At 53.1% G+C, this 437-nt stretch carries 1 pseudogene; it reads right to left on the reverse strand.

Annotation, left to right across the window (positions count from 1 at the left end):
• A pseudogene (locus D7Y13_RS46455) lies at positions 1-437 on the reverse strand (hypothetical protein); the annotation flags it as partial.

Consider the following 437-nt stretch of genomic DNA (forward strand, 5'->3'; position numbering starts at 1 on the left):
GTTAACATCACGAACACCGTACCGCCTGCGTGCTGTGTCCAAAGCAGACTATCTTCATAAGGTGCTGGACTGCCATCAATGGTCACTGGAAAGAGAAAAACCATCTGCGCTTCAACAGCATAAAACACAGGAACTACACCGACGATCAGCGGCCAGAACTGGATGAGCATACAGAATGCCATCCAGCCGAGCGCAGCAAGGGACGCTAATCCATACTTGACGAGTCCAAGCTGCTGGTAGTGCGCCTTAACGGGTTGTACATCTTGTCCACGTACATACTCCATCACAGCGCGCATCCATCCCGCGCCGGATGCAAAGCCATGCTGCCAACCTTGTTGGGTAGCCATCCGCGCAAAAGGTAGTGCGGGATCATCGTAAATTACGGCAGCACGGCTAAGCAATGTCTGTGCAAACGACTTTTCCGAAGTCGCGGGGGT

Source organism: Corallococcus praedator, from assembly GCF_003612125.1.
Lineage (GTDB): Bacteria > Myxococcota > Myxococcia > Myxococcales > Myxococcaceae > Corallococcus > Corallococcus praedator.